Origin of the sequence: Rhizobium sp. BK312, from assembly GCF_014193605.1 — a bacterium.
In the GTDB taxonomy this organism is placed as follows: Bacteria; Pseudomonadota; Alphaproteobacteria; order Rhizobiales; family Rhizobiaceae; genus Rhizobium.
Genome location: NZ_JACHZP010000007.1, coordinates 68551 through 95088, shown reverse-complemented (window position 1 = coordinate 95088; position 26538 = coordinate 68551). Strand labels below are relative to the sequence as shown.

21 protein-coding genes are annotated in these 26538 nt (G+C 57.3%); 13 read left to right on the top strand and 8 right to left on the bottom strand.

What is annotated here, in order from left to right; all coding sequences use genetic code 11:
* Positions 1-22 precede the first annotated feature (22 nt).
* Both FHT85_RS20295 and FHT85_RS20290 read right to left on the bottom strand, forming a co-directional pair.
* A complete protein-coding gene (locus FHT85_RS20295; protein ID WP_112411362.1) occupies positions 23-1399 on the bottom strand; it encodes a sigma-54-dependent transcriptional regulator in 1377 nt (458 codons plus the stop codon).
* Positions 1396-3273, bottom strand: coding sequence for a sensor histidine kinase (locus FHT85_RS20290; RefSeq protein WP_162709684.1), 1878 nt, complete (start codon positions 3271-3273; stop codon positions 1396-1398). Before FHT85_RS20290 ends, FHT85_RS20295 begins: the two co-directional genes overlap by 4 nt.
* 218 nt (positions 3274-3491) lie before the next feature.
* On the opposite strand from FHT85_RS20290, the gene FHT85_RS20285 reads away from it, so the two are divergent.
* The 9 genes from FHT85_RS20285 to FHT85_RS20245 all read left to right on the top strand — a co-directional run bounded on the left by FHT85_RS20285 (position 3492) and on the right by FHT85_RS20245 (position 14248).
* Positions 3492-4820: a dicarboxylate/amino acid:cation symporter gene (locus tag FHT85_RS20285; protein ID WP_112337172.1), complete on the top strand. Its 1329-nt coding sequence runs from the start codon at positions 3492-3494 to the stop codon at positions 4818-4820.
* Between the two features lie 297 nt (positions 4821-5117).
* Positions 5118-5651: an NUDIX hydrolase gene (locus FHT85_RS20280; RefSeq protein WP_112337171.1), complete on the top strand. Its 534-nt coding sequence runs from the start codon at positions 5118-5120 to the stop codon at positions 5649-5651.
* A gap of 303 nt (positions 5652-5954) precedes the next feature.
* Positions 5955-6200, top strand: a complete 246-nt coding sequence (locus FHT85_RS20275; protein ID WP_112411363.1) for a helix-turn-helix domain-containing protein — start codon at positions 5955-5957, stop codon at positions 6198-6200.
* 347 nt (positions 6201-6547) lie between these two features.
* Positions 6548-7135 (top strand): DUF982 domain-containing protein, encoded by a 588-nt coding sequence (locus FHT85_RS30570; RefSeq protein WP_246780044.1) that lies wholly within the window; start codon positions 6548-6550, stop codon positions 7133-7135.
* Between the two features lie 899 nt (positions 7136-8034).
* Positions 8035-8727 carry an outer membrane protein gene (locus tag FHT85_RS20265; RefSeq protein WP_112411365.1) on the top strand — a complete coding sequence of 231 codons (693 nt, stop codon included), beginning with the start codon at positions 8035-8037 and terminating at the stop codon, positions 8725-8727.
* A 53-nt stretch (positions 8728-8780) separates the two neighbouring features.
* On the top strand, positions 8781-9971 hold the full coding sequence (locus tag FHT85_RS20260) for a Hint domain-containing protein (protein WP_112337167.1): 1191 nt from the start codon (positions 8781-8783) through the stop codon (positions 9969-9971).
* Positions 9972-10132: 161 nt separating this feature from the next.
* Entirely contained in the window at positions 10133-12451 is a 2319-nt protein-coding gene (locus FHT85_RS20255) for a glycosyltransferase family 4 protein (RefSeq protein ID WP_112411366.1), read from the top strand.
* A 163-nt stretch (positions 12452-12614) separates the two neighbouring features.
* Entirely contained in the window at positions 12615-13406 is a 792-nt protein-coding gene (locus tag FHT85_RS20250) for a hypothetical protein (protein ID WP_310234364.1), read from the top strand.
* Positions 13403-14248, top strand: a complete 846-nt coding sequence (locus FHT85_RS20245) for a tetratricopeptide repeat protein (RefSeq protein WP_112411367.1) — start codon at positions 13403-13405, stop codon at positions 14246-14248. The genes FHT85_RS20250 and FHT85_RS20245 overlap by 4 nt, the downstream gene beginning before the upstream one ends.
* Before the next feature lie 8 nt (positions 14249-14256).
* On the opposite strand, the gene FHT85_RS20240 is transcribed toward FHT85_RS20245, so the two are convergent.
* The gene (locus tag FHT85_RS20240) at positions 14257-15333 is read right to left on the bottom strand and encodes a capsule biosynthesis protein (protein WP_246780042.1); all 1077 of its coding nucleotides are present in this window, start codon (positions 15331-15333) and stop codon (positions 14257-14259) included.
* A gap of 299 nt (positions 15334-15632) precedes the next feature.
* Between FHT85_RS20240 and FHT85_RS20235 the strand changes: the two genes are divergently transcribed.
* Positions 15633-16442, top strand: a complete 810-nt coding sequence (locus FHT85_RS20235; protein ID WP_112337162.1) for an ABC transporter permease — start codon at positions 15633-15635, stop codon at positions 16440-16442.
* A 28-nt stretch (positions 16443-16470) separates the two neighbouring features.
* On the opposite strand, the gene FHT85_RS20230 is transcribed toward FHT85_RS20235, so the two are convergent.
* The 5 genes from FHT85_RS20230 to FHT85_RS20210 form a co-directional block, all read right to left on the bottom strand.
* Positions 16471-17589, bottom strand: coding sequence for a DUF6270 domain-containing protein (locus FHT85_RS20230; RefSeq protein WP_112337161.1), 1119 nt, complete (start codon positions 17587-17589; stop codon positions 16471-16473).
* A gap of 71 nt (positions 17590-17660) precedes the next feature.
* Positions 17661-18713: an FkbM family methyltransferase gene (locus FHT85_RS20225; RefSeq protein ID WP_112411369.1), complete on the bottom strand. Its 1053-nt coding sequence runs from the start codon at positions 18711-18713 to the stop codon at positions 17661-17663.
* A gap of 69 nt (positions 18714-18782) precedes the next feature.
* Positions 18783-20150 (bottom strand): glycosyltransferase family 4 protein, encoded by a 1368-nt coding sequence (locus tag FHT85_RS20220; RefSeq protein WP_112411370.1) that lies wholly within the window; start codon positions 20148-20150, stop codon positions 18783-18785.
* A complete protein-coding gene (locus tag FHT85_RS20215; RefSeq protein WP_112411371.1) occupies positions 20147-22267 on the bottom strand; it encodes a capsular polysaccharide biosynthesis protein in 2121 nt (706 codons plus the stop codon). The genes FHT85_RS20220 and FHT85_RS20215 overlap by 4 nt, the downstream gene beginning before the upstream one ends.
* A gap of 21 nt (positions 22268-22288) precedes the next feature.
* Entirely contained in the window at positions 22289-22549 is a 261-nt protein-coding gene (locus FHT85_RS20210) for a hypothetical protein (RefSeq protein ID WP_112411372.1), read from the bottom strand.
* Positions 22550-22903: 354 nt separating this feature from the next.
* On the opposite strand from FHT85_RS20210, the gene FHT85_RS20205 reads away from it, so the two are divergent.
* The 3 genes from FHT85_RS20205 (at position 22904) to FHT85_RS20195 (ending at position 26505) form a co-directional block, all read left to right on the top strand.
* Positions 22904-24109, top strand: coding sequence for a capsule biosynthesis protein (locus tag FHT85_RS20205; RefSeq protein WP_112411373.1), 1206 nt, complete (start codon positions 22904-22906; stop codon positions 24107-24109).
* Positions 24106-24840 carry an ABC transporter ATP-binding protein gene (locus FHT85_RS20200; RefSeq protein WP_112411374.1) on the top strand — a complete coding sequence of 245 codons (735 nt, stop codon included), beginning with the start codon at positions 24106-24108 and terminating at the stop codon, positions 24838-24840. Before FHT85_RS20205 ends, FHT85_RS20200 begins: the two co-directional genes overlap by 4 nt.
* A gap of 651 nt (positions 24841-25491) precedes the next feature.
* Complete coding sequence (locus FHT85_RS20195) at positions 25492-26505, top strand: helix-turn-helix transcriptional regulator (protein WP_183774265.1); 1014 nt, start codon at positions 25492-25494, stop codon at positions 26503-26505.
* Positions 26506-26538 lie beyond the last annotated feature (33 nt).

Below are 26538 nucleotides of genomic sequence, written 5' to 3'. Positions count from 1 at the left end.
GCGGTGGCTCATCGGCAGCGGATCATGAGCCTCGGCGATCATCCCCATCAAAGCCGGCGAAATCGCCTCTGACGATGCCGTGTCGCTGGAGCTTGTCGTAGAAGGTCTTCCTGGGAATGCCGAGCGCTTCGATGGTACGGCGCACATCTCCATTGTGCTGTGACAGGGTTTCGCGGATGAGTTCGGCTTCGTAGCGCTCTACTCGAGCGGGCAACGGCAAACCTTCGTCCGCCGCCGGCGCCTCGTCGGATTTTGCCATTGTCGTCGATTCGAGACCGAGCACGAAGCGCTCGGCAAAATGCGAGAGTTCGCGAACGTTGCCCGGCCAGTCGTGCTGCTGCAGATGGCGGCGCACCGTTGTCGATAGGGCCGGCACCTCGCGTTTGAAGCGGCCGGCGGCGCGATCGGCGAAATGGCCGAAGAGCAACGGAATGTCATCGCGCCGTTCACGCAATGGCGGAATGGAAAGCGTGACGACGTTGAGGCGATAGTAGAGATCCTCGCGAAAATCGCCGCGTTGGCGAGGATCGGCAAGATCGACCTTCGCTGCCGCGACGACGCGAAGATCGACGGGACGAACTTCATTGGTGCCGAGCGGCGTCACCTCGCGCATTTCCAGCACGCGCAGCATCTGCACCTGGATCGCCGGCGGCATGCTTTCGATCTCGTCGAGAAACAGGGTGCCGGCGCTTGAATGTTCGATGCGCCCAACGCGCTTCTTCTGGGCGCCGGTAAAAGCGCCCGGTTCGTGGCCGAAAAGCTCGCTCTCGATCACGGTTTCGGGCAGGGCACCACAATTCAACGCAACGAAATTGCCCTTCGCTCGCCGACTCCACCGATGCAGCAGGCTCGCCACCACTTCCTTGCCGCTGCCAGTCTCGCCCGTGACAAGCACATCGACATCCGTATCGGCGATCTGCCGCAATGTATGGCGCAGCCGCTCGATCGCGGGGGTCTGTCCAATCAGCGGCAGATCGCCCTGCGCCTGCTCCGCCGCCTGCCGCAACGCCCTATTTTCCAGCACAAGGCGTCGCTTCTCGGCCGCGCGTCGCACGCTTTGCACCAGCCGGTCCGTGGCGAAGGGCTTCGCGATGAAATCATAGGCGCCATCCTGGATTGCCTGAACTGCCATCGGAATATCACCATGACCCGTCACCAGAATGACCGGCAGATCGGCGTCGAGCGCCTTGATGCGGGCAAAGAGCTGCTGCCCGTCCATCTGCGGCATGCGGATATCGGAAACGACGACACCGGCAAAATCGGCCTTGAGAGCATGGAGCGCTTCGCTTGCGGCAGAAAAGGCGGAGACGCCAAAGCCAGCCAGTTCAAGCGTCTGCTTCGTCGCTCTCAACAGATCCTTGTCGTCGTCGATTAGGAAAACGGGGGAACTCTCATTCATGGCATGGCCTTGCGCAAATGGACGGTGAAGCGGGTGCCGCTGTCATTGCTCTCGACATCGATCCGGCCGCCATAATCGACGACGATATCCTTCGAAATGACGAGACCAAGGCCGAGGCCTTTTTCCTTGGACGTGTTGAAGGGTGTAAACAGCGAGTCGAGGATCGCCGCGGGAATGCCGGGGCCGTTGTCAGAAACCACAATCTCGACTTCCTCTGAAGTTTCGCGCACTGACACCTCCACCTTGGCCTCATCGCGACCTTCAAGGGCCTCCAGAGCATTTTGAAAGAGGTTGATCAGCACTTGCTCCAGCCGGATACGGGTCCCGACAACGCCGAGCCCCGTTGGTGGCAACTCGATCTTCAGCGCATCCAGGCGGCCGGCAAAGCGGCTCCTCAGCAGGACCACGGCGCCCTCTATCACGCTTCTGAGATCAACCGGCTCCGGTGCGGTCCTTCCCTTACGGGCGAAGGCTTTCAGTTCTTCGGTGATCGTGCCGATACGCTCCGTCAGCGCCGCGATTGCCGAAAGGTTTTCCTTCACCGGCTCCGTCTGATGCCTGTCGAGGAAGACATTGGCATTCTCAGCATAGGCACGGATTGTCGCCACCGGCTGATTGATTTCATGGGCGACGCCGGCGGCGACCTGACCCAGGATGGCAAGGCGATTGGCCTGTACGAGATCCTGCTGCACACCTTGCAGCTTGGCTTCCGTCGCACGGTGGTCTGCAATTTCCGCCTCCAGCCGGTCGCGGGCCTGGCTTAAGTCTTCCGTGCGCTCAAGAACCCGGCGTTCCAGCTCATCACGCGCGATCCTGCTCACGGCGATCTGCATGGCGGAAACATCGCGGCGGCGCAGCAGGAAAGCGGCGAATGCGAGGATCGGCAGAAGGATGGTCAAGGCGAGGAAGCGTGTCTCGCGCACGGACGAGGCGATCGCCTGATCGGTCGGGATCAGATAGCCGAGCTGCCAGGGCGTCGATGGAACCGCGACCGCCAGCCGCAAATATTCCGCAGCGCTGCTTCCAGGCAGAATGGCACGCACGATGGTTGCATCCGGGCCAATTTCTTCGGGATGGCTGACCGGAAGGGGCGAAAGCGGTGCTGCGCCGAATTGCAGACTTTTTCGAATCGCGTCGGCCTCCTCGCGCGCAAGCGGAGCGGTCGTCATGAAGCGCCATGAGGGCAGGCTGGTGATGAGGACGACACCGCGTTCGTCGGTCACGTAAGCGGGGCGGCCGGTCTCGCTCCAGTCAGCCTCCAGCTGATCGAACTCCATCTTCACCACAACGACACCAAGCGCAGAGCCGACATCGCCGACACGGCGGGAAATGTAGAGGCCGGGGCGATTGCTGACGGTGCCGAGTGCATAATGCTCAGCGGTTCCCGTTTCCATGGCTTTGCGGAAATAGTCGCGAAAGGAATAGTCGTTGCCGACGAAACTCAACGGTTCTCGCCAGTTGCTGGAAGCCATGGCAACGCCGTCCTTGCCGGTGACGTAAAGGACGGATGCGCTGGTGCCCGAGACGAGACTTTCAAGCTTACGGTCCAGGGCGACAACATCGTCGATGTGCTTCTCGGCGAGCGCATCTCGCACCTGCTGATCGTCGGCCAGCAAGAGCGGCAGGGCGCGCGGACGTTCGAGGACTGCGCGCAGCAGGGCAACCTTGAGGTTCGCATCCGTGTGCCCCTGCCTCTGCAGCGTTTCTATTGCCGAGAGCCGACCATAGAAATTCGCGCCATAAAGACCAGCCGCAATGACAGCCGCACTTAGAAACGCAAACACGAGCCAGACCCGGCGTGAGCGCCGGCCCAGTTGCTCGGGCGTTAGAAATCGTTCGTTGGCCGGGCGCTGCAGCATTGCCGCATTGTGCATGATTTCGCGCGCGCCGCAATTCGATCTGTGCGAATAATCGCACAGATCGATGATCTTCGATCCGGGTCGGAAATTAAAATTCAACAAAAGCAATGTGTTAAAATCATGGCGCGCATTTGGCACGGTCATTGCAACGGATGATGAAACAGTCGGAGGCTGTTGAATTCTAGTCGTCGCCCGGAGGGCCGAGAGATCGGTTGGGCTTAACGGAGGACATCATGATTGCTCCCATCGCTGCCGCGGAAACGCGCGCCAAAGTTCCCTTCTACCGGCATCTCTATGTGCAGGTTCTCACCGCCATCGCTGCCGGCATCCTGCTTGGTCACTATTATCCGCAGCTCGGCACGTCGTTGCAGCCGCTCGGCGATGCCTTCATCAAGCTGGTGCGCATGGTCATCGCGCCCGTCATCTTCCTGACGGTCACGACCGGCATCGCCGGCATGTCGGACTTGAAGAAATTCGGTCGCGTCGTCGGCAAGTCGTTCATCTACTTCCTGACCTTCTCGACTTTGGCGCTGATCGTCGGTCTCATCATTGCCAACGTCGTGCAGCCGGGTGCCGGCATGCACATCAATCCGGCGACGCTGGATACGAAGGCCGTCAACAACTATGCGGCACAGGCCCATGACGCGTCGGTCGTCGGCTTCCTGATGAACATCATTCCGGATACGATCGTCGGCGCCTTCGCCAAGGGCGATATTCTCCAGGTGCTGTTCTTCTCGGTCGTCTTCGGCATTGCGCTTGGCGCTGCCGGCGAACGCGGCCGCCCGGTGACGGATTTCCTGCAGGCACTGACCACGCCGATCTTCCGCATGGTTGCCCTGCTGATGAAGTTCGCTCCCATCGGTGCCTTCGGCGCCATGGCGTTTACCATCGGCAAATATGGTATCGGCACGATCGCCAATCTGGCCTTCCTGATCGGCACCTTCTACGCCACGTCGCTGCTGTTCGTGCTCGTCGTGCTCGGCGCCGTCGCTCGCTATAACGGCTTCTCGATCCTGGCGCTGATCCGCTACATCAAGGAAGAGCTGCTACTCGTTCTCGGCACCTCGTCGTCCGAAGCTGCATTGCCGGGCCTGATGAATAAGATGGAGCGTGCCGGCTGCAAACGCTCCGTCGTCGGCCTCGTCATCCCCACGGGTTACTCCTTCAACCTGGACGGCACTAATATCTATATGACGCTGGCGGCGCTGTTCATCGCTCAGGCAACCGATACGCCGCTGACCTTCGGCGACCAGATCCTGCTGCTGCTCGTCGCCATGTTGAGCTCCAAGGGTGCTGCCGGCATCACCGGTGCAGGCTTCATCACGCTTGCCGCGACGCTCGCAGTCGTGCCTTCGGTTCCGATCGCCGGCATGGCGCTGATCCTCGGCATCGACCGTTTCATGTCGGAGTGCCGCGCCTTGACCAATTTCGTCGGCAATGCGGTAGCCACGGTCGTCGTCGCCCGCTGGGAAAACGAACTCGACCAAACCAAGTTTGCCGCCGCCATGGCGGGGCAATTGAGCGAAGAAATCGAGATGCCTGCCCTGCAGGCCGCCGAGTAAACTTCGCATTATCCTCCCAAGGATGAAACGGCCCTTTCGAGGGCCGTTTTTCCACTTCCGTTCCGTTCGATCACAGTTTCGTGTAGCACCGCGAGGCGGCTACTCCCTCCAGCATCATCAACAGCCGCCTTCATAAAACTGTCACTGCAACAGCTCACAGCATCATGCTGACAGTTGTGAATTTCGACGAAACCCAAGCGGACAGGAGGGCAGCGTGTCACAGACGATTTTTGTGAGCACAAGCCAGCCAGCTTCGAGGAGCATGTGCGTCGATCGACCATGTCGCGAGTAGCGCACATGGCTTCCTCACTCTCAGCGCAGCAAAAAGCCTTGCGACGGTCGGAGAGCTTTCTGTCCGAGCTTGCCTCTCATGCGGACGAGTTGCTGCACGGCCAGGTCCATGAGCAATATGCCGCCATCTGTTATAGGAAGACGCCCGACTGCGATGAAGCCGAGATGCTCGTCGTCACCAGCCGGGAAAGCGGCCGATGGGTCGTGCCCAAGGGCTGGCCGATCAAGGGCAAGAAGCCGCATGAGGTTGCTGCCATCGAGGCTTACGAAGAAGCCGGCGTACGCGGCAAGGTTAAGAAAAAGCCGTTCGGCTATTTCACCTATTTAAAGCAGCTTGCCGACGGCAATCGCGTTCCCTGCATTGTCGGATTACATCTGCTTGAGGTTGATCAGACCTTTCAGGACTTCCCGGAGCGAGGCCAGCGCCGTGTCGAGTGGGTTTCCTTCGTCGAAGCAGCCAACCGTGTGCGTGAACCGGAACTCAAGGGACTTTTGCTTGCGGCCGAGCGGAAGGTGCGCAAGGCAAAAGGCAAGAAATGATCTTCATCGTTACTGAGTGGGTTCGCAGCCGGCCGGCGGCTGTCGTCGCAAGACGGCGCGCGCTGCAGCGCTCGTTCCTCTGTAACCGTGACGTGTTGTCGCTATCACAGAATATTAAATCGCGAAATGAGCCGAGAGCCAGGCGATTGGCAGCTATGCGCTTCCGTGCTTGCCCTCGCCGCATTGATGCCTATATTGACGCAGCGTTCGGCCGTGTCTGTTTAGGTCGATATGCCTCATGGCTGCAATAGCTGCCTTCACCCGGCAACGATTTGGCCGGCGGACTTTGGAAGGAGAAATTTCATGTCCATTACTCCGAATAATATCGATAATTCAAAGGTTTTTACGGTTCCTGATGGTGAGATTGCTGCTGCTGTGCGGCAGGCGCGTGAAGCCATTGGCTACACCGTTGACGACCTCTCGGAGACCTGCGGCCTCACCAGTGAGGAAATCATTGAAATTGAGGCTGGAGCCGAGGCCGATCCGGCAAAACTTCGCCGTATTGCCACCGCATTACAGGTTCCGCCATCGACTTTCTTCATCGTCTGAGCAGGCGGCGCACTTCGGTGCGCCCCTTCAACGTTCCGACGGCACTTTTCGTCGCAAAACACCGCAGATCTTGACGCGACATGCACCGGGTCGGCGCGACGATTTCCGAAGAGCGCCGGTTGCGCTCATGCATGTCTATCGGCTTTTTAAGCGAAAACTCCCATAATTATACATCGAAAATAAGCCAATATTCGCGTGATTTTATGAGTATTCGCTCTTTTTCCTGTCGCGATACTGGTCAAAATCGTTTCAAAGCTTTAACCTGTACCAATCAAATACGTTTTATTAGTCGTACTTTTATCGAAGCAGCATGATACGGCACGCCTGCCGTAAGTGAGATGTATTCGATGACGCTCATTGGGACGTACAACATGCGGCGGAATGATGAGAATGGCGGCGCCGACCTCGATCATGGTGAGCAGCTCGTTAATTCAATCCCTGTTGAAATTCCCAGTCCTCAGACGAACGCGGATGACCGCACGCCATTACCCCAGGAGCGAACGCAAGCTGAAGGGAGTAGTTTGGATCGAGCGCCAGCTAAAGAGGACAAACTAGCAGCCCTGGACCAGATCGCTCGGGACATGACATTGCTCGCTACGCTCGTGACGAGGCGGCGACACGCGAAATCCGAAAACGCCGGGGATCAAGATCAGGCGCCGCCATTTGACGCCTCCAGCGATCCGGAAGAACTGGCGTTCGCGCCTATCGGCATTGCATCGCGTGATGGTGACGAGCTTCAATTCATCGCTTCAATTGGCCAGGCGATCGAGTATCTTACCAGGCAATGGCCGATCCGCAGCGGGGATGCCTTCGAAGAAGCGCTGCAAGCCTGTATCGACGGCGTCAAAGGCAGAGCCTCACCTGAGCAGGTTCGCTCTGCTTTCCTGAAGGCCGCAGATGCGGTGAGTATACGCGTTGTTATCTCCGGCGATTAAAGCCCGGTCTGTTAAACCTTCCCGTCCCCTGAAATCACAGAGCACCATCGCGTGTGCAAGAAAAGACGCAACTGCACGTGAGCCGCGCATGGTGCAAACGAGGAGGCCCGACCGGTGCTTGAAGCAAGGCGACCGGGCCTCCCGTCCATCGCAAATTGGCGGTTGCGATAGCTACAAAGATGTGGCTTTTCACCGTCCTGTCGTCCATACGCAAAGCGACAGCGGAGGTCCGATTGCGCCTGACGTTGGAAAGCCGGTTTTAAAGTAAGCCGATACCTAACACCGACACGCCGCTTGTCTCGCAATGCTGCAGCCCGAGATGCCCAGTTCTTCTCCCGTTTGAATGCTATGGCAAGCACAGACCATATACGTCTGTTTTCGCGCATGCGCTGCCGGCAGGTTCTTTCCGAAAGGGATGTTGGGGCAGGGCATTGAGCGCAGTTGGGAGGCCAGACGTTACTTCAAAGGGTCCGCCCCGTCAGGCCTCCCGGCGCAGCAGATTGGTATCTGCGGTAGCGCTCGAAACCTGCAGAACGGTGCGTGGACTGTCTATATCGAAAGCGACAGGTTGCATCCAATTACGTCAGCGGAAATTGACAGCGGCCTTTTGCCGACGAAACAAGTTATTCGCATGCAGCGACGCGAAGCCCGCCTTCCGATTCTAAACCGTGTTGATCAACAACGGTAGATTCCGGAATATTTGGGTGATCCAAAAGTATAGAATCACCATTACCTCAATACATATTGCGACAGCGTTATACAAATAATGTATAGTTTATGAAAATATTTATTAGCGATCACGTATTTACAGCTATAATCACGCCGATATTATGGCTTCAACGTGAACTTTCACAAGTTACATGTTGAATCTCGTGAATTCCTTTAAGGAGAATTTTCGAATGCGCAAGTTTTTGGGATCCACCGTTTTTCTGATGGCGGCGGTTGCGGGGAGTACCGTTTATGCAGCGGATCTTGCGGTTTCCACACCGCCTCAAGCTCCTGTTGAAGCGGCGCCGGTATTTTCGTGGACCGGCTTCTATGTGGGTGTGAACGCCGGCGGCGGTTTCGGCGGCAACGACACTGTCGGTTTCCATTCGTTCGGAGATTATCTTGGCAGGTTTGGCAAGCTTGAGGGATCCGGTTTTCTCGGTGGTGGTCAAATCGGCTACAACTATCAGTTCGATCCTAACTGGGTAGTCGGCCTTGAAGCTGATTTCCAGGGTGCTGACATCAGCGATTCCTTCAGAACCGACATCGCAAGCGCATCTTCCAAGATCGATTGGTACGGCACCGTTCGTCCTCGCATCGGTTATGCCTATGACAACACCTTGTTCTACGGAACCGGCGGCTTCGCCTATGGACACGTTAAATACAAGGGCGCGTTGGCCGGCGTAAGCTTCGACGATGACAAGACCGAGGCCGGCTGGACTATCGGTGCCGGTGTCGAACATGCTTTCACCGACCATCTGACGGCAAAACTCGAATATCAGTATGTTGATTTCGGCAGCAGCAACATGGGTGGGGATCTCCTCAACTCCAAGGCCAGCCTTGATTTTCATGCTGTCCGAGTAGGTCTGAACTACAAATTCTGACAGCAGATTTGCCTTGAAAGACAACGTGTTAATCCAATGGAGAGGGTAATAACATGGCTTTGATTGACGTAAATCTAGTCAACGGCGGTACAACCACTATCAACAGTAGCAATGCCGGCGGCCCGTCAGACACGCTCCAGCTGAACCTGGTTTCCAACGGCACGGTCATAGTGGACGGTGTTAATGTCGATATCAGCAGTTTCGTCGGTACGGGTGCGCTTTCGAGCACGACGATCGAGGCGATCAACGGCGCGAACGTGACGATCAATGCAGGTCTTGCGAACATCGGCGCGGGCTCGACCTATACTTATGCGATCGGGGCGGGCTCCAGCATCAATATCGATGCTAGCGCGGTCAATGTCGGTTTGCTGAACGGCGTCACCGTGGATTTTGCCAATGCCAATGGCACTGGCTTGTTCTCATACAATCCCGGTCTCGTCAATTTGAACATTTCGACGCCACCGAACGTGACAAACGTTCAGTCCGGCGACAAAATCGAGATCGTCGGTTCGAACTTTGTCGGCCAGTCGGGAAATACCGTCACCTTCTATACCGATGCGCTTCATCTCATCTCGCTTGGCTCCTATACGATCCCGGCCGGCGTCACGTATACCTATGACGGAAACACCGACACGCTGACCTTCACGAGCTGCTTCCTGCGCGGCACGCTTATTCGTACGCCGGAGGGAGATACGCCGATCGAGGATTTGCGAGTCGGCGATCTCGTGGTCACGCACAAGGGCGTCGCGGAAATCAAATGGGTCGGTCGTCGGCGCCTTGATCCGAAAGCCATCGACAAGCCGCGCGATACCCTTCCTATCCGTATCCAGGCCGGGGCATTTGCCGAAAACGTCCCCTCGCAGGATCTCTATGTCTCTCCGGATCACTGCATGTTCCTGGAGGAGTCCCTGATCCCCGCCAAGTTCCTCGTCAACGGCACCACCGTTACCCAAGAGGCGACGCTAGCACCTTTCGAATATTTCCATATCGAACTGGAGCAGCACTCGATCATTCTCGCCGAAGGCGCTCCAACGGAAACCTACCTGGATCTCGGTGGCCGCTTGTCCTTCCTTGAACCGGGCGTGCTGCGGTTCGGCGCGATGTCGGGCACGGCGACGCGCGGTTGGAACGACTGGTGCTATCCTCCGGTCTATGCCGGCAAGGTGCTGGAGCAAGCCCGCGCGATCCTTGAACAACGAGCCGAGGAATTGGGTTACATCGTTCAGGATGCGCAAGCATCCTGACACTCGAATGCAAAACGAACTGCGGGCGGTTAAGACCGCCCGCAGGCGATTGAAGCGAGATGTTGAGGTGTCGGTCCCGTCTCGACTTTCGTTTGGCCGAGAAACTCTTAGCCCCAAAAAATATCGTTCATTTTTTTGTTTTCAGCGCTTGGGAGTACTGAATGCGCCATGACGATGCTGTCTCGCCCTACTTGCTCGATGCAGACCGCATCAATGAGCGATCGCTGATCGAAGAATTCGCCGGCAAGACAGTTTTCTTCGACGGAGTGTTCAAAGGCGATTACAGCCTGGCGATCGTCAATCGCCACCTTGCGCAGGCGCTCATCGATTTGGGCATCAATCTCACTTGTCATACGGCCGAGGACGATTGGCAGAGCGATGTCAATCTGGCGACAGCACCGGATGTCATCCGCCGAATGCGCGATGACTACCCGTTCAAAGAGACCTTTGACATCCATCTTCGCAATACCTGGCCCCCGGTGACCCATAACATGGTCGGACGGCAGAATGCCTATGTTGCCTTTGCCTGGGAGGAGCTCGAATTTCCGCAATACCTGGTGGATCGCTTTAACCGCGATCTCGACCTTGTAACTGTCATTTCGAATTTCGTTCGCGACAGTTTCGCCCGGTCCGGCGTTACAATACCGGTGGAAGTCACCGGAAATGGCTGTGATCATCTCTCGGCGCTTGCTGATGACGTGCCATCCCCATTACCCGAAAGCAGACGCAGACGCATTCTGCATGTCTCTTCCTGCTTTCCGCGCAAGGGTGTCGACGTCCTGATCGATGCGTTCCTGGACAGCTTCCGTGCGGATGATCCGGTCGAACTGGTAATCAAGACTTTTCCGAATCCGAATAATATCTCGGCATCTGTTCTGGCCGACAGGCGTGACAGACTCGCCGATGCTCCCCCCATCACCATCATCGACAAGCATTACAATCCGAGCCAGCTCCGCGCGCTCTATCGATCGGCCGCGATGTTAGTGGCGCCGAGCAGGGGCGAGGGTTTCGGCTTGCCGTTGGCGGAAGCTATGCTGCTCGATGTTCCCGTTGTCACCACGAATTACAGCGGCCAGCTCGATTTCTGCCGTCCCGACACGGCTTGGCTGGTCGATTGCCATATGTCGGCATCTCAGGCTCATGTGGCCGGCTCTCATAGTCTTTGGGCCGAACCCTCTGTGCAGCATCTGGGAACGCAGATGCGCGCCGTGCTCGACCATCCCGACGAGGCTCAAAGCCGAACGCAAAAGGCGAAATCACTGTTGAAAGCGCATTTCAGCTGGAGATCGGTCGCTATCCGTACCCTGAGCGCTCTTGCAAAATCCGTGCGGACAGCGGCTCAACCACGGCAGGATTGGACCATCGATCTCATCTCCTCCTGGCAACAGCAGTGCGGTATCGCCACCTATTCGCAGCACCTCTATAGCACGCCCGCATTCGAGGGCAGGATCGAGCATATCTTTGCCCGGCGGATCATGGACGATGCGCTGCCCGAAGCGCCCGTTGATATGATCGAGGCAACACCGCGCAGCATGTCGAGGCTGTGGGGCTATGATCTTGCTTCGCTGAAACGCCTGGCTGGACGGCTGGAGCAGGCACGCGGCGATGTCTTATGGATGCAACATCATCCGGGGCATTTCTCAACACCGGATATGGAATTACTGGCCCAGCCGATCGCAGCAACCAGTCATCGGCTGCGCGTGCTGACCATGCATAGCGTGAAAGAGGCGCTGCGCGGTGGGTCACTCGACTGGACACGCGCATTCGACATCATCTTCTTACATTCGGCAGAGGATGCGGCAGCCGTTTCGGCTGCCGGCCACCCGAACCCGATCGTCATACCGCACGGTGTCCTCTTGGTGCCGGAAGATGCACCCGCACCGGACCCGTCGCATTTCACCATCGGTTCCTTTGGGTTCCTGATGCCACACAAGAATATCGACCGTCTGGTATTGGCCTTTGCGGAGGCATTGAACTACGAGCCGAGACTGCGCCTCAAGTTGTTCAACTGCACGGTGCCCAACGACGAATCGCGTGCGGCACGCGCCATGATCGAAAATCTGATCGCCTATCTCGGACTATCCGACAAGATCACCGCACGTTTCGACTTCATTCCGGAAAGAGAGCTGCGTCGCGAACTTATGACCTGCGACGTGCTTTCCTTCCTGTATGGCCACTCGACCGAAACGGCGACCGGGGCAGCGCGTATCGCAATGAGCGTTGACCGCCCGCTGCTTTGCTCTCGCTCGCCAGTTCTGCGCGACTTGTGGCCGTTCAGTCACGTCGTGAGGAGTACCGAGATAGAGTGCATCGCGGAAGCGCTTCTCAGCCTTGCTCAAAATCCCTCGCTGCTCTCGATGTTGGATCGAGACCGCAGCCAGGCCGCCCACTGGTATTCCTATCCGCGCACTGCCGCGCGGCATGTCACAGCCATCGAGAAGATGTTGGGGGAAAATATTGACCATCGCCGAGTTGCATAGGCAGCCTTTGAGCTCGCTGCCGAAAGACGTGTTCTCCTTGCCCGCGGAATCCTTCATCGACGCCTGGGCAAAGGCATTGGACCTGACGGAGGTCGATCTGACAGCGGACGATCGTCTTTCGCTTGCAAACGCCATTCGCGGCGGCACCAGTCGGCTGCGTGTGGTGGACGCGCTGAAGGCTCGCCGTCCCGTCCCACAATCATTGAACGGCCTGTCCGGCCTGCATGCATTGCGTCGGGAACCGGACCAGTTCGCCATGGTGGAGAATTTCGTTCGATTCGCGAAAGACGATGACCCGGCTTTCCTGCGCCATGCATTTTCGCGGATCTGCGGCCGCGATCCGACATCCGCCGAGCGGTTAGGGATGGAGTTCGACCTTAGGCGCGGCGTCCTTAAGCGAAGAGACGTGGTGAAGCGGATTGTCGCCATTGCGCGCCGGGATGGCAAGACAGCGTATTGGGATACGCTGCTGCCTGAAGATGACGATGACACGCATGATCTGCCCGATGCCTCCAACGCAAACATCACGCCGTCGGGGCTGCTGGTCAATCCGGATGGTCAGGCGATGCTCGTCCTTGTGCGTGAGGTCGAAAACGTCGGCTGGATGATCGCTCCAGATCTCCTGTGCCAGCCGCTGCAGATCAATGACGGCAACTGGACGGTGCAATCGGGCTGGCTGTTGACAGGTCCCAAGCGCAGTATGGCGGAAGGCGACTGGTTGCTGGATCTCGACATTATCCAACCGCAAACGGCCAAGCTCGATATCGAGATCGTCGCCAATTCAGGTCTCGATTTTCTACAGGTCATGACGCTGGTCGGTTCGTTCTCCGGAACCGTGTGTATGGCCATCAAGCGGGAGCATCGTTTCATCGAATTGCGTGTTCGCATTCACGAGCGCTCTCCCGAAGACCGCTGGCTGCGTCCCCGAAACATTTCGATGCGGCGCGTATCATGAGACGAGAACTGAGATTTGCATCGACGCTCCTGCGCGTCGGCCAGGCGGAGAAAGAGGCAGCCGAAGCCGATACGCCAGTCAATGCTCTCGCCGCGGCGGATGCCGCGCGCGATCGGCGCGATTGGGCGGCGGCCGCCTTCTATTATCAGCAAGCGCTGAAGCAAAATCCCGCGCGAGTATCGCTATTCGTTCAGCTTGGGCATGCTCACAAGGAGAATGGCGATTTCGATGCGGCGCTTGAGGCGTACCAGCACTTCCTCGCGGAAGAGCCCGACGATGTCGACATTTACCTCCAGCTCGGGCACCTCTACAATCGGATGAATGAGTGGGAATCCGCACTTCAATGGTACGAGCAAGCCCATGTTCTCGCGCCCGATAATGCTGACATCGCCGCTCATCTGGAGTCGGCACGTCTTCGATTTTCGCGCATCGATATAGAGCGCAAACGCCAGAACGCGATGGAATTGCTTCAATCACGGCGCTGGCATCAGGCACGGGCGCAATTGTACGATCTGGTGGAGACGGATGGCGAAATCGATTTGATTGCCGTTTACGCTAACGCGACCAAGGAAGCCGGCGATTTCGACGAAGCGCTGAGGCTCTACGATGTCTATCGTGAATACGCACAAAACCTCGATGCAGCCTCAGTGATCGACGTCGAAATCCAGACTGCGCATCTATACAAGGCCATGCGGGATATCGATGCTGCCTTGCGATATTACATTCGCGCACGCGATGCGGAATTCAGTCTCTATGGCCATGTTACGCCGGATTCGATCGCCAGCCGAGAAATCCGCGCCTGCATGGCGGAGATTTATACCTGCTTCTGGCATCCTGATTGATTTCTGGATCAGCCGCTTTCGTGATCCCTGATGGCGGTGACCATGAGCCAGCCCAACAGGTAGCAAAGGCTCAAGGACAGAAAAACGACTGCAATGTTCTTGAGCTCATAAGGCATCTCTGCCTCGTCGGGCATCTGCGGTGGAACGACGACCTCGAGATACAGCTGCTGGCGGCGCGCATCAGCCCTGGCTGCTTCGAGTGCATCGAGTGAGGCAACGAGCGCCTTGTTGGCAAACTCCCGCATCAGGACGAGACTTTCGTAATCGGCAATTCTGGGCGCGACGGATTTATCCGATCCGACCATTTTGGCTCGTTCACTCTCGATTTGCTGTTCCAGTGCAGCAGCCTGACTCGTCAAAAACGGGATGGAGTTACTGTCCGGCGCAGTCTTGCGTGTTTCTGCAAGGCGTGCCCGCGTGTTGGCGAGAGCCGACGTCAGATTGCTGATGAGATCGATCATCGACATGGAGCTGGCATTCGGGTCGATCATCAGCTCCTTGTTCCTAAATGTGGTTATGCTTTTCTGCGCATCGATGACCCGCTGCTGCGCCTGCTGCACCTCGCCATCGGCAAAGCGAACCGCATCGCCGCGAGCGCGATTGTTGAGCCGGTCGAGAAGGTCGCCGCCGAGCGCCAGGAGTGAGGCGTTCATGTCCGCGGCATCCTGCGCGTGAAAGGCCGTCGTCCGCAGGACGGTGATACCCGTGGTGTCGTTGTGAATGACGGACACCCGGTTTGAATAATAGTTATAGAGTTGCTCCTCACTATTGGTTTCCCAGAAGCGTGGAAAGCGCGTCAGCCAGTCCGCCTGCGGGCTACCGAAAATAGCACGTACGGGAAGCCGTTCGGCAAGTTCCTTCAGCGCCTGACGCGAGTGGATATATTCCTGCACGGAAAAAGTATCGTCCTGCGAGCGCGTAATCCCGCTGTTCTGCAACAGAGAGCCGAAGACGCTGGATGATGGTGGCGCCGCCATACGAACGACGAAGGAGGATTCCGATACATAGATTGGGGCGGCGATAAACGCGTAATAGGCGCTGACGGCAAGGGTAGGGGCGACAACTGCCAGTAAATAAACGCGCATACGGCCAAGGCGCTTGCGATGCCTGCGGGCTTTTGTCGGTCCGCTGATCGATTTTGCGACCATTTGACGTAAAGATTGCGAGCGCTGCTCAGTATCCACTTTCTTATTTTCGTTCTCGGAGTTTATCAGAGCCATGGCCATGCCCTTTCTGATGATCGCCTGTCGTTGGATATCCGCAAGCGGACCCTATGGACGGTAATTGTCCAAGTCCGGCGCAATGAAGGTTGAGCGGTCGCACTCCGCCGGTATCGTTGACCGACCGTCTGATGGAGACGGCGTAGCGACCAGGAGGGCTTCGAGTGCATCAGGTATCGGCAGGCACGCGTGGGAATTCGCAGTTCATTACCGGATTGAAGATTCAGGGACGCGTCCTCGGTGCGCTGATCATGCGCGAAATGCTCATACGCTACGGGCGGGAAAACATCGGATTTCTCTGGCTTGCGCTGGAACCGATGATCCTGACCACGGGCGTCATGATCATGTGGACGGTGCTCAATCACGAGGCGCACGGATTGACGGTCGCGGCCTTCGTTTTGAGCGGCTACATGCCGCTGACACTCTGGCGCCACATAAGTGGTCACGCGGTCTCTTGTCTTCGTCAGAATATGCCTCTGATGTATCATCGTCAGATCCGCTTCGCGGATGCGCTGATTGCTCGTGCGCTTCTGGAGATTGCCGGCACGACCGCAGCGCTCATCATCGTCTATACGGTTGCGCGTTTGGCTGGCATCATACCGCCGTTCCAGGATCTCGGCCTGCTTTTGACGGGCTGGCTGTTCATGGCCTGGTTTTCGTTCGGAGTAGGGCTTATCTTTGCCGCGAGTTCCGAGCGATTCGAGTTCGTCGAGAAGTTCATACCGCCGTTCCAGTATCTGACGCTGCCGATCTGCGGCATGTTCTTCATGGTGGCCTGGCTTCCCAGTGGCGCCCAGAAGCTGGCGCTTTATGTCCCAACCGTCCACTGCTTTGAGCTTTTCCGCGCCGGCGTATTTGGCGACACGGTGCAGACCTTCTACGACGTCAGCTATCTTTTGAAATGCTGCCTGTTCACCACCGCCGTCGGCCTCTTTCTGGTCAACATAGCACGCAGCCACATCAAGTTCGAATGATGCGATGATCGTCCGGTTTCCCGCCACGCTACTGCTGCTTGGCATAGTGAGGCACCTGGCTCTGGAATTCGAAGGAACGCAGCAGCGTTTCACGCAACTCGCCGCGATTGGGTAGTGCGTAGTGGTTGAGAAAGGTTTCTGCGGATTCCGGCTCACGGCCAAGAATCCAACGAAAGGCGGCAACGACATCGTGGGAATCGATTGGATCGCCGAAATGGCTGTGAGCGGGACTGCTGATTTTGGCGAAAAGATAGGGTAGTGCCCCATGCAGAATATCGAGGCTGAACCGGTGAAGGTTCTGGTTCGACAACGCGGTCCTGGTGAACGCATCCATAAGGCCGGAATAATTAGTGAGGATCGAGAGCAGGTCGCTGGAGCGAGGCAGGCCTTCGAAACCGCCATCCGCATGGAAGCGCCCCGCCATCTCTTTCCAGACCTCGGCAGAATAGTGCATCGGCGCAGGTCCATAGAGGGCGGTGTCGTCAGAATAGAGGTCGGTGCGCGGCGTTAGCACCCGACTGTTTTCGATATGCTCCAGGCAAAAGTCGACGAGCATGCGCGACATCGGATAGCGCATCTGCCAGCGGCAGAAGTCGATCATGTAGGTATTGCTGTCGATGAGCGTGCCGCGATAATCGGCGGTGGGCGGAACGTCGAGCAGAATCAGCCTCGTATCGGGAATTTCTGTGTTCACGAAATCGCAAAATGCCTTCATTGCCGCGATCACGTGCGTCCAAAATTCACGACAGCCGAAGGGGATGATCTTGAAGATACCGAAAGCTTCCCGCTGCAAATCCGGTCCCGCCTCCAGTAGCTCATAGGGTACTGTCAGCAAGGTGTTCCTGTAGCGCATGAGCGAGGCGCGCGTGATGCGGCTGAAATCGACGACAAGCATTTTCGGGGCTGCCTGCCTCAGTCGCTCTCGGAAACCCTTACGTGCTTCGAAGTGCAGCCTTTTCTTGATCGGCTCCGGCCACGCCTCGATCGCTCTGAGGTTTGCTTTCCGCTCGTCCATGAAGCTGGCGACATTGATGCCGTAGCAGAAGAACGGGATTCTGCTATTCGGAAAGGCATGGCGAACGAACTCCTCGCTCGGGCACGAGCCGTAGTAGGCGACCTCAGCTATGTCATCGATCTGCTTGCGCAATCATGTCTCCGTATAGGATGCGGACATGCCGGTGTTTCGCACCGACATCGCACAATCGGGCACTGATGGGGCTAAAGCGCCGGTTCCCGCTGACGTTGTTTCTTTACCTTCGTCGACCCAAGTGTCAGCTCAAGCCGCTGAAGGCTTTCGTTGACGTTCTCGGCGCGATCGTCGTGGACGGCCAGGATGTTCGCGACCGCGCCGATCTGAAAATTCAAATCGAGTTCCTCGGGTGAGGTCATCCGGGTCAATTTATTTTGTGCGCTGTTCCAGATGCGGTAGCCGCGTTCGGTGAGTTGCTGATGGATTGCACCGGGCGTCGTTTTCGACAGGACGGAGAGCATGTCGCGGTTGATCTCCATCAAGAGCGAGGGCTTATGTGCCGAGAGCGTTTTTTTCGCGCCTTTCAGGAACAAGCCTTCCGCACCCTCGATATCGACCTTCATAACATCGGGCCGCAGGTCACCGACGACGCGGTCGAGTGTCTCGACCTTGGTCATGCGCCCGACCTTGGTGTCGGTCGAATTCGTGACTAGCCGCGTCGCCCCGGCGTTGACGGTATCCTCGGCATTATTGAGTTGTAGCTCGCCTGGCACATCGGCAAGCGCGAGCTGGCGAACGCTAACGCGATCTTCAAAGCCGTTCTCCAGGATTGACCGGTTGAACAGATCCCAGAGCTTCGGTAGCGGCTCGAAGGCAAGGACCGTTCCTTTGAATGTCGGATGGGCCGCAATGGAGAGTGAGTAGTATCCGACATTGCCACCGACATCGATGAACTGCCCGGTCTCGGGCAGAATGGCCTTGACGAGATCGACATCGAATTTCTCATATTCGCCGCTCATGATGCCAAAAGATATGTGATACTGGCGCAGATCGAGATACAATTTAAAATTGTATTTGGTCTCGAACAGAACGAAAATCGATTTCGGCACGAAATTGTTGAAAAGAAGCTCGCTATGGCGGTGATGGAATTCGTATGAGCTGAGGAAACGCCGACGATGCTCCTCAAGAGAAACATCCGTCAGCTGCAATAGATTCTGTCCGATGACGTTACGTTCATCCTCGTTCATTGCGCGGCCGAGGATGAATTTGTAGCAGTTCTCGATGTCGTAAAAGCTTGTCACTTTGCTGCTCCCAGATCTTTGATCAACCGTATTTGTGTTGTTACTGTCTTTTGCCTGCACTGTTGCCTCTCACTGCAAAACCGGCGAGGTCGATATTCTCTCGATGCGCCGCGGAGCCCGTTGGGCAGCGTGGTGTCGCGCCGAAAAATCGGCTTCGATCAGCGTCTCCAAATCATCGAAATGCGTGTCCCACCCGCTCGATAGGCCGGGTTTCATTCGGCGTTGTGGCGAGGCGGCGATCATGTCGAGCGCGGCTCTCCAACTCAGCCCATCAAGCGGGTCGAGGAAGATGGCGGGCTGTCCGGCGGCGGCTTCACGATGGGCACTGATGTTGGAGGCGATGACCGGTGTGCCGAGCGCGATCGCCTCGGCGACGGGCATGCCGTAACCCTCGGTAAAGGATGGTGCCAAAAGACCAGCTGCGCCGGCGACCAACCGCGCCAAAGCCGCATCCTCGAGCCCCGGCACCTCGATGACGAGCCCGGGCAGGGCAGGGCACCGCTCCAGCATTGCTAGGATGTGACTGTTTTCCCACCCTCTCTTGCCGACAATTACGAGCCGCGGGGCCATCGCCCCATCACGTTCGGCCAGATATTGCCACAGATGCAGCAATAGCATGTGGTTCTTGCGCGGTTCGATCGTTCCGAGCGTCACGAAGTAAGGCATCCGGGGGCGCGGCATGTCGTTTGGCGGAGAGAGGAAGCAACGCTCGATGCCTGGAGGCAGGACTGCGATCGAGGGGGGTGTCCTGTCGCTCTGCTGAGCAAACGTGCGCAGGGCCCGTGCGGTTACCTGCGAATTGCAAAGCACCAGCGATGCATGTTTCAGCACCGTCTCCATCCTGCGGCGATGCCGCTCAGGCTCCTCCGGTCGGACGAATTCCGGATGCGATAGCGGGATAAGGTCGTGGACGTAAAAGACGCCGTTGCGACCGGTTTCTCCAAGCCAGGAGAAGGCGGATGTTCGATCCAGCCGGCTGTGCGACACGTGGACAAAGGAAGCCCTGGGCGGCAGCAGCAGGCCATGCGTGAAATGGCTGGCGACAGCATGCGCGATCTTGCGCAGCTTTTGCGTATGGGCTTCGCCTGCCCTTACTTCCGCTGTGGCCTGCCACCTGATCTTGCCGTCGATAGCGGCGAAAATCCGTTCGAGAAGAGCGGCCTGCGTTGGCGATATATCTGTCGCCGACCAGCGACTATTGAGGATGGAGACCAGCCTGTCCGCCCGTTCGGACGGAATGGCAACGGCGCTGTTGCGACCGGTCTCTACAAACCAGGACGGCTGCGAAAACGCATCGAAATCTGTCAAGGCAGTCCGTTTGCGGCGTTCGTTCAGCCAGTTGGCGTAATGAAGCTCATAGCGATCGATACCGGTGGGCGTCGAGCAATGCGCCCGTTCCATCAATCGAGAAATATCCATGACGACGGGCTTGGTCATAATTTTCTGGCCTCAAGCATATGGATAGCCTGCGCCAGCCAGCGCCGCCGCGATGGATTTGGAGCAATGCCCTGGCGGGAGCGATAGAGTTCGGCGACGACGTCTTCCGCCTCGCATGGAAGATTGGTGATATTCGACCAGTATCGGGGATAGAGGATGAGCGTGCCTGCAACCAGTGCATCAAGCGTTAGCACCCGCTTTCGCCGCAAGGAGACGACCGCATCATGCGTAAGACCCCAGCCCGCGTAAAAGGGGAGACCATGGCACCATACCGGTCTTTCGCGCAGCAGCGCCTCGAATCCGATCTGCGAGGTCGCGACATGAACTTCGTCGACCACACTCAGAAGGTTGCCCAGATCGACATTGCCGATCACCAGATCGGCGGCCTCCGCTGGCGGGGATGGAGTTGGGTAACGGCCGGTCGCCTTCGCTAGAAGATCCGGATGCTGCTTATAGACGATGAACGCCTTGGGCCTGGCGCGTCGGACGGCCCTCAGCAGTTCGATATCGGAGGAATGGCTTGCCATGCCGAAGCGCAATGAGGCGTCGTTCGGAACTTGGCCGGCCACCAAAACGATGGTGCGGCCTTCGGCCAGTGCACGATAATCCGGTGCAGGCTGCGGCGGCAGATTGTATTTGGTGATGCCCATGGAAACGATGGCTTGCCGCAAGCGTTGCGCCCGCTCGAGAAGTGCATCATCGAAATTCGTCCTGTTCAGGATTGTTTCGAGCTGGCTCGGCGCGGAGGCATCAAAATAGATGCCTTCCTCATCGAAGCAGAGCGAGGATGGCGGCACGAGCGAGCTGCCAAGGCCGGAAGAGCGGATAAACCCGTCTTCAACCCGCATGACCGGCAATCTCTTGCCATGCTTCCATAGAACTCCTTCCTCGGGAGCGGGAGCATTGCCCCAAAGAACGATCGTGTCGGCGCTTTGGATTTCCGAAGCGCTCGGATTGTTGGCGAAATGAACTTGCGACCGGGGACTGCTCAGATATCGGCGCATGACCGCGCGTTTATGAAGCGAGAAATTGACGCAAAGGTAACGGCCCGTGAGCGAGCGGGCGCGAGCGCGCCATTCAAGGAGCCGTTCCACCGCCTGCTCGGCCGTGATCGGACTGCGTGAGACGGGATCAACATAGCGCGAGTATTGAAAAAATGAAGCCGCGGCAAACTCGTCTATGCTGACATGGCGCCCTCGACGGGAGCGTGCCGTAGCCGCTACCGTGCCTTCGGCACGGTCTGCGGTCAGTCCCCAGCCGGCATAGGCGGGCATGCCGAAGGTAACGACGGGTATTTCCCGCAGGAGAGCTTCGAGGCCGAGCTGGCTTGATACCGTCCAGACCTCATCCACCATATCCAGAAGAGAGTGCGTTGAAATCGCCTTGTCCACGAATTGCACATCCACGGTTTGCGCAAGAGGCTGAAGAAAACCTCGCGCGCGGCCAGCGACGACGTCGGGATGGCATTTTACGATGATGTCGGCATTTGCCTCCGCCAGAGCCGCCGTCCACATTCTCGCGAAGGTCTCTGCATTGGCGCCGGCGCTTTCGACGGCGCTATTTCCGACCACTTCGTCGACGAGCAGGATGCGCCTGCGATGGCTTCGGCGAAGACGAAACGTTCCTTCGGGGACGTGGCCATCTTGGGAAAGTCTCTCGCGGTTGATCCAGCGCCGCAGGTCCCGCGCTCGCCGAACATCCGCATCGGAGGACGCGTCTTGAAGCAGTGCCTCGAGCCGCGAAGGTTGGCGTGCGGAAAAATGAATGCCGAGGTCGTCGGCGATAACGGAGATCGGTGAAGCAGCGTCCGGGTCGGTCGATTGCAGGAAGCCACCTTCCACCGTCCAGAAAGGCAGGCGCAGCACCTGCGCATAGAGGCGCGCCAGGCGGGAAAGCGGACCGTTTCCCCAGCTGACGACGCCATCTGCCGCACCCATCGTCAATTCGATCGGCCTGAGGGATGCGGAAAAGGCGGGACCGATAAGGGGAAAGCGCTGACGCGTCGGAAGGAAAGCAAGCAGCCGCGCGTTGATTGGCGGTAACCAGGACGGCTGCTCATTTGGTTTTACGACCGAAGATTGCGCTCCTTCGGGAAAGACCGTCGAATCCCTGTACATATAAATCCCCCCGAGATGCCGCTAGGAGCAATCACCCGTGCCGGAGCGGCGGGGCCTGCGATATCCGACCACGGCCAGCTGTATGAGCGGAACCGCTTTCGGGGGCACGAAAAGCAGTTGCAGCCGGATGACATCCGCAAATATTCCGCTTGCTGATTTGCGCCGGCGGCGGGCGAGAAATTTCAGGAGGCTTCGCTGAAGCCGGCCGAACAGCAGGTCTTCATGACCATGCGTCGCAACGTTACTGCCGACTTGCCTCAAGGTGCCTCCGAGCTTTCCCATTCCGAATTCCTTGAACCAGCAATGAGGGAAAAACAGCTAATCGAATGGCAGTTATTGCCGTCGCAATCTCGCCTCGCCATACGGATCGCGTCGTCAAAGTATTAATTGCGACAGAAGGGAAATTATTCTTGCATACCCATGTAAAAATTTTCAAACGTCGGAATTATATTTGACTTTTGAAGGATATATGGGAATCTCTTGCGAGTAAATTTCCGCCTAAATCGTCCCCGCGCATTGTCGCAGAAGGCGATGCTGAACGGCGCAAGCCGCGAGATTCACGAGAGCCGATGGAATTTCGGAGAGGCAGCCAGTGGAATGGTCTTGGCAATTCCGAGAGAGATTTGATGGTCCCAGATGAGCCGCATCGAGAATAATAAGGAATTTACCGACTTCATTACACTGGTGGATGCTCGTTCGTCCGGCGTCATCATAGGCCAACCGGTTTCCTGGCCCTATTCCGTTGTGCGGTGGGTTCGATCGCAGCTGCTGCTATTGCTGATCGTCGTCTTCCCCGGCGTGTTCGGGGCGATCTATTATGGTTTCATCTGCGCCGATCAATATGCCTCGGAAACGCAATTTGTCGTGCGCAGCCCTAATAGAAATGCTGCCGGCCTGCTCAGCGGGTTCCTTCAGAGCACTGGGTTCGTTCGCGCACAGGACGATAGCTACATCGTCACCGAGTTCATCAAGTCGCGCGCAGCCGCCGACGCGCTGGCGAGCAGGGACGATCTGAAAGCGATTCTTTCCCGACCGGAAGGCGACTTCCTCAGCCGCTATCCGCTACCCTGGGCTGAGGCCAATAATGAGGAGCTGTATCAGCATTATCTTCGTTTCATCAATGTGCACACCGACAGCGGCAGCGGCGTGACCACGCTGGATGTGCGTGCATTTCGCGCTGACGATGCTTATCGCCTCGCCAATGCCCTGGTGCAGCATGCGGAAGAGCTCATCAACCGGCTCAACGATCGCGCCCGTGAGGATGCCATTCGCTATGCTCAGATCGAGGTAAATGACAGCCAAACGAGACTGTCCAAGATGCAGACAAGCCTGACCGATTTTCGCAATCGCGAGGCGCTCGTCGACCCGAACAAGCAATCAGCGGCCGCTCTGGATATGATCGCCAGGCTCTCGGACGGTCTCGCCGACAACAAGGCACGGCTTTCAGCGCTTGAGGAGCAAGCGCCGCAAAGCCCGCAGGGTGAGGCGCTGAGGGCGCGGGTGGCGGCGATGGAACGGCAGATCAGCGATGAGCGGACAAGGATCGTCGGCAGCGACGGATCAATGGCGCCCCGCATCGCACAATATGAACAATTGCTGCTGGAGCGGGAAATGGCTGCGAAGATGCTGACATCGGCGACCACCTCCCTGGAAAACGCCAGGATCGATGCGCAACGCCAGCAACTGTATCTCGAACGAATCGCTGACCCGAATTTGCCCGACCATGCATTGTACCCAAAACGGCTGACTTCGTTTCTGCTTCTGGTTGCGGTTTGCTTTGCAACCTTCTGGATCGTGCGCTTTTTCGTGATCCAGGTCTACGAGCATGCGGCCCAGCAATGACTATTCTTCCTTCCAGTCTTGCGCGAATCGCGCCGTCAGACGCGCCGGGGTCGAAGGCAGAAATTCCCTGGCATGAAGATGGCATCGTCGGGGTATTCGATCTCGTCAAAGAGTATGAAGTAAATGGCCGGATGCGCCGCGTAGTTGATGGTGTGTCATTCAAGATCGGCCGAGGCGAGAAGATCGCCGTGCTTGGGAACAATGGCGCCGGCAAATCGACCCTGGTGCGCATGATTGCGGGGATAGAGGAGCCGACCTCGGGTAAGGTCGTGCGCAACATGTCGATGTCGTGGCCAATCGCCCTGAGCGGTGGCTTCGGCGGTTCGATGACCGGATTCGACTGCATGCGCTTCCTGTCGCGCATCTATGATAAGCCATTCAACGAAATTCGTGATCTGGTAGAGGATTTCAGCGAACTTGGCCGCTATCTGCGCATGCCTCTCAGAACCTATTCCTCGGGCATGCGGGCCCGGCTGGCGTTTGGAATGTCGCTTGCCATCGATTTTGATTGCTATCTCATCGATGAGGTGCTGGCCGTCGGGGACAAACGCTTCCAAACGCGTAGCTTCGAGGAGCTTTTCGTCAAGCGCAAGGATCGCTCGATGATCATTGTGGGACATAATCTCAACGTGATCGGTGATTTATGCACGTCGGCGCTTGTGTTGAAGAACGGTCGCGGTCGCGTGTTCAACGATATTGAGGCAGCGTTTCGCATCTACTCCACATTGTAGGCTGGATCGGTGTCTTGGTTGCGTTGATTGGCAACAATAGTGCATGCGACCATTGCAAATTGACACAATAACGGACGGCAGCCGGCGGCATTTCGCTACCTTTGCGTGCTCCGCCAAAGGAGAGGCGAGAGCTTCGCGTGTCGTCAGAGGCTTGCACATCTAAACCTCTAGATAAATTAGGATAATTGAAAATACCGTGATGAAGCAATCGACCCATCGGCCACGGCACCATCAAGTTCCATCGCCCCCTGCAATCCAAAGGACAAGGCCGAGTTAACTGTCTTACGGCAAGTCTATTCGTAGAAGCAGGTGGCTACCTTTGCAACCTAAAACCGTAGGGCTCCGGTTATATTGTTCGGTAGGGCTGTATTTTGTCCGATCTCGTCGCTTTGGGAATTCAACGTTCAGTCGAGCTGTGAACTGGTAGGATTCTGTATAACATCGTCACTATCTGTACTGTTGCGCTAAAATTCGTCGTGCTAATTTAAAGACAGATAATGCAACTTGCGCTAAACGATCCCGCAACTTCGTAGCCGCGGGAACGGGATGATGGAGTCGTCATAACGAACGCTGGAAAAAGTGTAGCCTAGATAGAAATCACGTGTTAGCAATTGCTAATATGCAACTTGAGATTTTGAGTAGGAATAGCGGATGGCGATGTTGGAAAGAGTTGTCGAGCAATGCGTGGGTACTTTCGAGGTGTATTCCCGTGATGCAATCATTCGTAATCTCGACATGCTTGAGCCAAACTGGAAATGGTCTGTTCCCTCAGAAACTTCTGGCGACTATTCCTTCAAATTCAGCAAGCAACCCCTTCAGTCAGCATCGATCATAAGCGCCGAGCATTCGGCGGGCCTGGAAGGTATCGCCAAACAGGATTTGCCGCGCGTCGGCATCGTCTTCGTTCTCGCCGGAGAAATAGAGATCAATCACCGGCGAATGCATAAATCACTGCGCATTCCCGCCAACTATGTCGCGAGCATCAGTGATCGTGCCGGCAAGCGCATCGAAATCAAGCCGCGCAGCTCCTGGCTGCTGTTTCAGATCCCGGAAGCGGTTATTCGGCAGCACTTTGAAGAGTTGACCGGCAAGCCCTACGTGCAGGAATTCGCGCTGGCACCGGTAAGCTTCCGCCAAGGTGGTGCGCAGGGGCTCTATCAGACATTGCGCCAGGCCGAAAAGGATCTGACGACTGCGCGCCAGACGGAGCGAATGATGCTCGCCAAGGCCTACGGCGAGCTCCTGCTGGTGAAGCTGTTTGCCAAGTTGCCGCACAATCTGTCCGATGCCTTCAATCGCGGCACCTTGGATAACGCGCCGCGACAGCTCCTGAGGGCAGAGGCGTTCATGCGCGACAATCTGCATAATGCCATCATGCTGGAGGATCTCGCGCACGCCGCGAGCTGCAGCCCGCGAGCGCTGCAACGCATGTTCAAGACCTATCGCGGCGATACGCCGATGGGAATCCTTTGCAATTACCGGCTGGCCGCGGCACATGGCGCCATCAAGGGTGGTCAGGCCGAAAGCATCACCGATCTTGCCATGAGCCTGCAATTCTCCAATCCCGGGCGATTCTCCGTGCTCTACAAACACGCCTACGGCTCCAGCCCATCGTCGATCCTTCGTTTTTCCCGGGAGCGTAGCGACAATGCCGGAACGGCCTAGCCTGCTTGGCACGATGTTGCCTCGTCAAAACTG

Coding starts and splice junctions, on each gene's coding strand:
- FHT85_RS20290 (WP_162709684.1), bottom strand. CDS start 3,273: ATGCACAATGCGGCAATGCTGCAGCGCCCGGCCAACGAACGATTTCTA.
- FHT85_RS20220 (WP_112411370.1), bottom strand. CDS start 20,150: ATGACCAAGCCCGTCGTCATGGATATTTCTCGATTGATGGAACGGGCG.
- FHT85_RS20295 (WP_112411362.1), bottom strand. CDS start 1,399: ATGAATGAGAGTTCCCCCGTTTTCCTAATCGACGACGACAAGGATCTG.
- FHT85_RS20195 (WP_183774265.1), top strand. CDS start 25,492: ATGGCGATGTTGGAAAGAGTTGTCGAGCAATGCGTGGGTACTTTCGAG.
- FHT85_RS20285 (WP_112337172.1), top strand. CDS start 3,492: ATGATTGCTCCCATCGCTGCCGCGGAAACGCGCGCCAAAGTTCCCTTC.
- FHT85_RS20255 (WP_112411366.1), top strand. CDS start 10,133: ATGCGCCATGACGATGCTGTCTCGCCCTACTTGCTCGATGCAGACCGC.
- FHT85_RS20200 (WP_112411374.1), top strand. CDS start 24,106: ATGACTATTCTTCCTTCCAGTCTTGCGCGAATCGCGCCGTCAGACGCG.
- FHT85_RS20275 (WP_112411363.1), top strand. CDS start 5,955: ATGTCCATTACTCCGAATAATATCGATAATTCAAAGGTTTTTACGGTT.
- FHT85_RS20245 (WP_112411367.1), top strand. CDS start 13,403: ATGAGACGAGAACTGAGATTTGCATCGACGCTCCTGCGCGTCGGCCAG.
- FHT85_RS20240 (WP_246780042.1), bottom strand. CDS start 15,333: ATGCGCGTTTATTTACTGGCAGTTGTCGCCCCTACCCTTGCCGTCAGC.
- FHT85_RS20280 (WP_112337171.1), top strand. CDS start 5,118: ATGGCTTCCTCACTCTCAGCGCAGCAAAAAGCCTTGCGACGGTCGGAG.
- FHT85_RS20215 (WP_112411371.1), bottom strand. CDS start 22,267: ATGTACAGGGATTCGACGGTCTTTCCCGAAGGAGCGCAATCTTCGGTC.
- FHT85_RS20265 (WP_112411365.1), top strand. CDS start 8,035: ATGCGCAAGTTTTTGGGATCCACCGTTTTTCTGATGGCGGCGGTTGCG.
- FHT85_RS20205 (WP_112411373.1), top strand. CDS start 22,904: ATGAGCCGCATCGAGAATAATAAGGAATTTACCGACTTCATTACACTG.
- FHT85_RS30570 (WP_246780044.1), top strand. CDS start 6,548: ATGACGCTCATTGGGACGTACAACATGCGGCGGAATGATGAGAATGGC.
- FHT85_RS20210 (WP_112411372.1), bottom strand. CDS start 22,549: ATGGGAAAGCTCGGAGGCACCTTGAGGCAAGTCGGCAGTAACGTTGCG.
- FHT85_RS20260 (WP_112337167.1), top strand. CDS start 8,781: ATGGCTTTGATTGACGTAAATCTAGTCAACGGCGGTACAACCACTATC.